The organism is Neoroseomonas rubea, assembly GCF_016106015.1.
In the GTDB taxonomy this organism is placed as follows: domain Bacteria; phylum Pseudomonadota; class Alphaproteobacteria; order Acetobacterales; family Acetobacteraceae; genus Neoroseomonas; species Neoroseomonas rubea.
In genome coordinates this window covers 1-3,860 of sequence record NZ_JACADQ010000380.1, presented here as the reverse complement: position 1 = coordinate 3,860, position 3,860 = coordinate 1, and the positions used below count along the sequence as shown (strand labels likewise).

The 3,860-nt window shown below is 72.4% G+C and carries 4 protein-coding genes; all 4 read left to right on the top strand.

All coding sequences use genetic code 11. The annotated features are described in order from the left end of the window. The first annotated feature begins 189 nt into the window (after positions 1–189). The 4 genes from HW577_RS22205 (at position 190) to HW577_RS22190 (ending at position 3,828) form a co-directional block, all read left to right on the top strand. Positions 190–996 (top strand): MBL fold metallo-hydrolase, encoded by an 807-nt coding sequence (locus HW577_RS22205; protein ID WP_198378295.1) that lies wholly within the window; start codon positions 190–192, stop codon positions 994–996. Between the two features lie 127 nt (positions 997–1,123). Continuing rightward, positions 1,124–2,233 carry a serine hydrolase domain-containing protein gene (locus HW577_RS22200; protein WP_198378294.1) on the top strand — a complete coding sequence of 370 codons (1,110 nt, stop codon included), beginning with the start codon at positions 1,124–1,126 and terminating at the stop codon, positions 2,231–2,233. Positions 2,234–2,305: 72 nt separating this feature from the next. Then, complete coding sequence (gene gnd / locus HW577_RS22195; protein WP_332837782.1) at positions 2,306–3,316, top strand: phosphogluconate dehydrogenase (NAD(+)-dependent, decarboxylating); 1,011 nt, start codon at positions 2,306–2,308, stop codon at positions 3,314–3,316. Next, complete coding sequence (locus tag HW577_RS22190) at positions 3,313–3,828, top strand: gluconokinase (RefSeq protein WP_198378292.1); 516 nt, start codon at positions 3,313–3,315, stop codon at positions 3,826–3,828. The genes gnd and HW577_RS22190 overlap by 4 nt, the downstream gene beginning before the upstream one ends. The last annotated feature ends 32 nt before the right edge of the window (positions 3,829–3,860 follow it).

Genomic DNA, 3,860 nt, shown 5'->3' with positions numbered 1-3,860 from the left:
ACATGCTCTTCCGATTTCTCGGGCAGATAGGACCAGACGCCGCCCATCCGATAGGGCTCGCCCAGGAGGTAGCGTGGCCCCGCCCCCGCCGCCCGGGCCGCCGCGCCGCCCCAGGCGGGCTCGCGCAACCCGGGCTTTCACCGCGTCAAGGTTGGCGAGATCGAGGTCACCGCCCTGCTCGACGGCGCCATGGGCGGGGGCGGGGAGCAGTTCATCCCGCGCTTCTTCCCCGACGCGACGCTCGAGAGCATCGCGGCGCTGCGCGAACGCGCCTGGTTCATGCCGAACGGCCTGCACCAGCCGGTCGGCGCCTATGTGGTCAACAACGGCCGCAACCTGTTCATGGTCGATTGCGGCGGGCATTCCTCCTTCATCCCGACCACGGGCCGCACGCTCGATGCGCTGCGCGCCTCGGGCTACCAGCCGGAACAGGTCGACACCGTCCTGCTGACGCATATCCACCCGGAGCACGCGCTCGGCCTGTCCTATGACGGGACGACGCGGAACTTCCCGAATGCCGAGGTCGTCGTCTCCGCGGTCGACCACGCCTTCTGGACCGACCCGGCGCAGGAATCGCGCGTGCCCCAGGGGCAGCGCTTCATCGAGGCGGCACGCCGCGCCATCCGCCCCTATGCCGGGCGCATCCGCACCTTCGATTTGGCGCGGGAGGTGGAGGTGCTGCCAGGCGTGTTCAGCGTGCCCGCGCCCGGCCACACGCCGGGGCATGTCTCCTTCCGCTTCTCCTCGGGCAGCGAGACGATGCTGATCTGGGGCGACATCGCACACCAGACCGTCATCCAACTCGCCCGGCCGCAATGGCGCGTGGGCGTCGACGTCGACCAGGCGATGGGGGTCGAGAGCCGCGTGCGGACGCTGACGATGCTCGCCGCGGAACGCATCCAGGTGGGGGGCGTGCACGTGCCCTGGCCGGGATTCGGGCGGGTGGTGCCGGATGGGGAGGGGTTCGCCTGGGTGCAGCGGCCGTTCCAGATCTAGGCCGCGCGACGGAGAGGGGCGCCGCCCCTCTCCGGACCTCACCCCGCCAAAGGCCTAAAGGCCTTTGGAAACCAGGAGATGGGGTCGCCCTCTTGGACGGTGGCGCGCTTCCGCGCAGTCTCCGCACATGTCCATCACCTTCCCCGCCGCCGATCCCTTCCCCTGGCCCAAGGCCGCGCCCGCCGCGCTCGGCTTCGATGCCGCGCGCCTGGACGAGGCCGTCGCCTTCGCCGCGGCGCACGAAACGCCCTGGCCGCGCGACCTCGCCGGCCATATCGGCCGCGGCGGGTTCGAGCCGCCGCCGGACAACGAGGTGCTCGGGCCCCTCTGGCCCCGCGGCGGGCCCTGCGGCCTGGTCACCCGCCACGGCGTGCTGGTGGCGCGCTGGGGCGATACGCGGGAAGTCAGCCAGACCTTCTCGGTGGCGAAATCCTACCTCTCGATGCTCGCCGGCATCGCGGTGGCGGACGGGCTGATCCCCGACATCGATCGGCCGGTGCGCGAGACCGTGGACGATGGCGGCTTCGACACGCCGCAGAACGCACCCGTCACCTGGCGGCATCTGCTGACCAACACCTCCGAATGGGAAGGCGAACTCTTCGGCAAGGCGGATGCGATCGACCGCGGCCGCAACCTCGGCGTGGAAGGGCAGGGGAAGAAAGGCAGCCGCGCGCTCGCCGCCCCGGGCACGCATTGGGAATACAACGATGTGCGGGTGAACCGGCTGTCGCTCGCGCTGCTGCGCCGCTTCCAGCGCCCGCTGCCGGAGGTGTTTGCCGAGCGCGTGCTGGCACCCATCGGCGCGTCGCGCGACTGGCGCTGGGATGGCTACCGCACGTCGTGGGTCACGCTCGAGGACGGCCGGCGCGTGCAGTCGGTGCCTGGCGGCACGCATTGGGGCGGCGGAATGTCGATCCATGCCGAGGACCAGGCGCGCGTCGGGCTGCTGGCCCTCGCCCGCGGCGCCTGGGCGGGCACGCGGCTGATCCCGGAGGAATGGTTCGCGCTGTCCACCCAGCCCTGTCCGCTCAATGCGCAATACGGCTTCCTCTGGTGGCTGAACGCGGATGGCACGCGCTTCCCCTCCGCCGCGCGGGACGCCTTCTTTGCCTCCGGCGCCGGCGGGAACCTGACGTGGGTCGATCCTTCCTCGGGCATCGTCGCGGTGCTGCGCTGGACCGACCCGGCGGCGATGGATGGCTTCGTCGGGCGCGTGCGCGCGGCCATCGCCGGCTGAACCAACGCGCGGCGACGGCGCCAGTTGTGCGCGCCGCCGGCGCGACGGTTGCGTGCGCCGCGGCTGCGGGGCATCCATCCGTCAGGGCAGGGAGCGGCACGCATGCAGATCGGGATCGTCGGGCTGGGACGGATGGGTGCCAACATCGCGCGCCGCCTGATGCGCGCCGGGCATTCCTGCGTGGTGTGGGACCGCGACCCGGCCGCCGTCGCCGCCGTCATGGCCGATGCCGCGGTGGGTGCGGCCGACCTCGCCGCACTGGTCGGCCACCTCGCGGCGCCGCGCGCCGTCTGGGTCATGCTGCCGCATGGCGATCCGACGGAGCAGGCGATCGCGGCGCTCGGCGAGTTGCTCTCGCCCGGCGATGTCGCGATCGATGGCGGCAACACGCAGTGGAAGGACGATGTGCGCCGCGCGGCCGCGCTCGGCGCGCGGGGCATCGACTATCTCGACATCGGCACCTCGGGCGGCGTCTGGGGGCTCGAGCGTGGCTATTGCCTGATGATCGGCGGCAAGCCGGACCCCGTCGCGCGGCTCGCGCCGATCTTCGACGCGCTGGCGCCGGGGCGGGGCGAGATTCCCGCCACGCCGCGCCGCGAAGGCCGCGCGCCGAATGTCGAGCAGGGCTGGCTGCATTGCGGCGGCCATGGCGCCGGGCATCTGGTCAAGATGGTCCATAACGGCATCGAGTACGGGATGATGCAGGCGCTGGCCGAAGGGCTCGACCTGCTGCGCGCCGCGGATAGTCCCGACTTGCCCGAGGACCATCGCATCACGGTCGACGTCGCCGATGTCGCCGAGGTCTGGCGGCGGGGGTCGGTCATCACGTCGTGGCTGCTCGACCTGACCGCGACGGCGCTGGCCGAGGACCCGGCACTTGAAAAATACGCAGGCCGCGTGGGCGATTCCGGCGAAGGTCGCTGGACGGTGCAGCAGGCCGTCGAGACCGGTGTGGCCGCCCCGGTGCTGACCGCGGCCCTGTTTGCCCGCTTCGCGACGCGCGACGATGCGCGCTTCGGCGCGCGCGCGCTCTCGGCCATGCGCGCGGGCTTCGGCGGGCATCTGGAGCCCAAGAAGGGATGATCGCGGCCATCGTGCTGATGGGTGTGTCGGGCAGCGGCAAGTCCACCGTCGGCGCGCTGCTCGCAGCCCGCCTCGGCTGGCCCTTCGAGGACGGGGATTCCTTCCACCCGCCCGAGAATGTGGAGAAGATGCGCGCCGGCACGCCGCTGACGGATGAGGATCGGTGGCCCTGGCTCGCCGCGCTCGCCGCGCGCATCGACGCGGCGCGCCAGGGCGGCACGGGCGTGGTGCTCGCCTGTTCCGCGCTGAAACGCGCCTATCGCGACCGGCTGCGCGACGGGCATGGGGATGTGCGCTTCCTGCACCTGACGGGCGACCCGTCGCTGATCATGGCCCGCCAGGCGGCGCGGCAGGGCCACTACATGCCGGCGAGCCTGATCGCGAGCCAGTTCGCCGCGCTCGAATTGCCGGAGACGGAGGCGGATGTGATCGACCTCGACGTCGATCCGCCGCCGGAGGAGATCGCGGCGAAGGGCTTCGCCGCGCTGCGCCGGCGCGGCGACGTGGCGTGAGCGGCGCGGCGCGGCGCCCTGCCGGCGGCCGG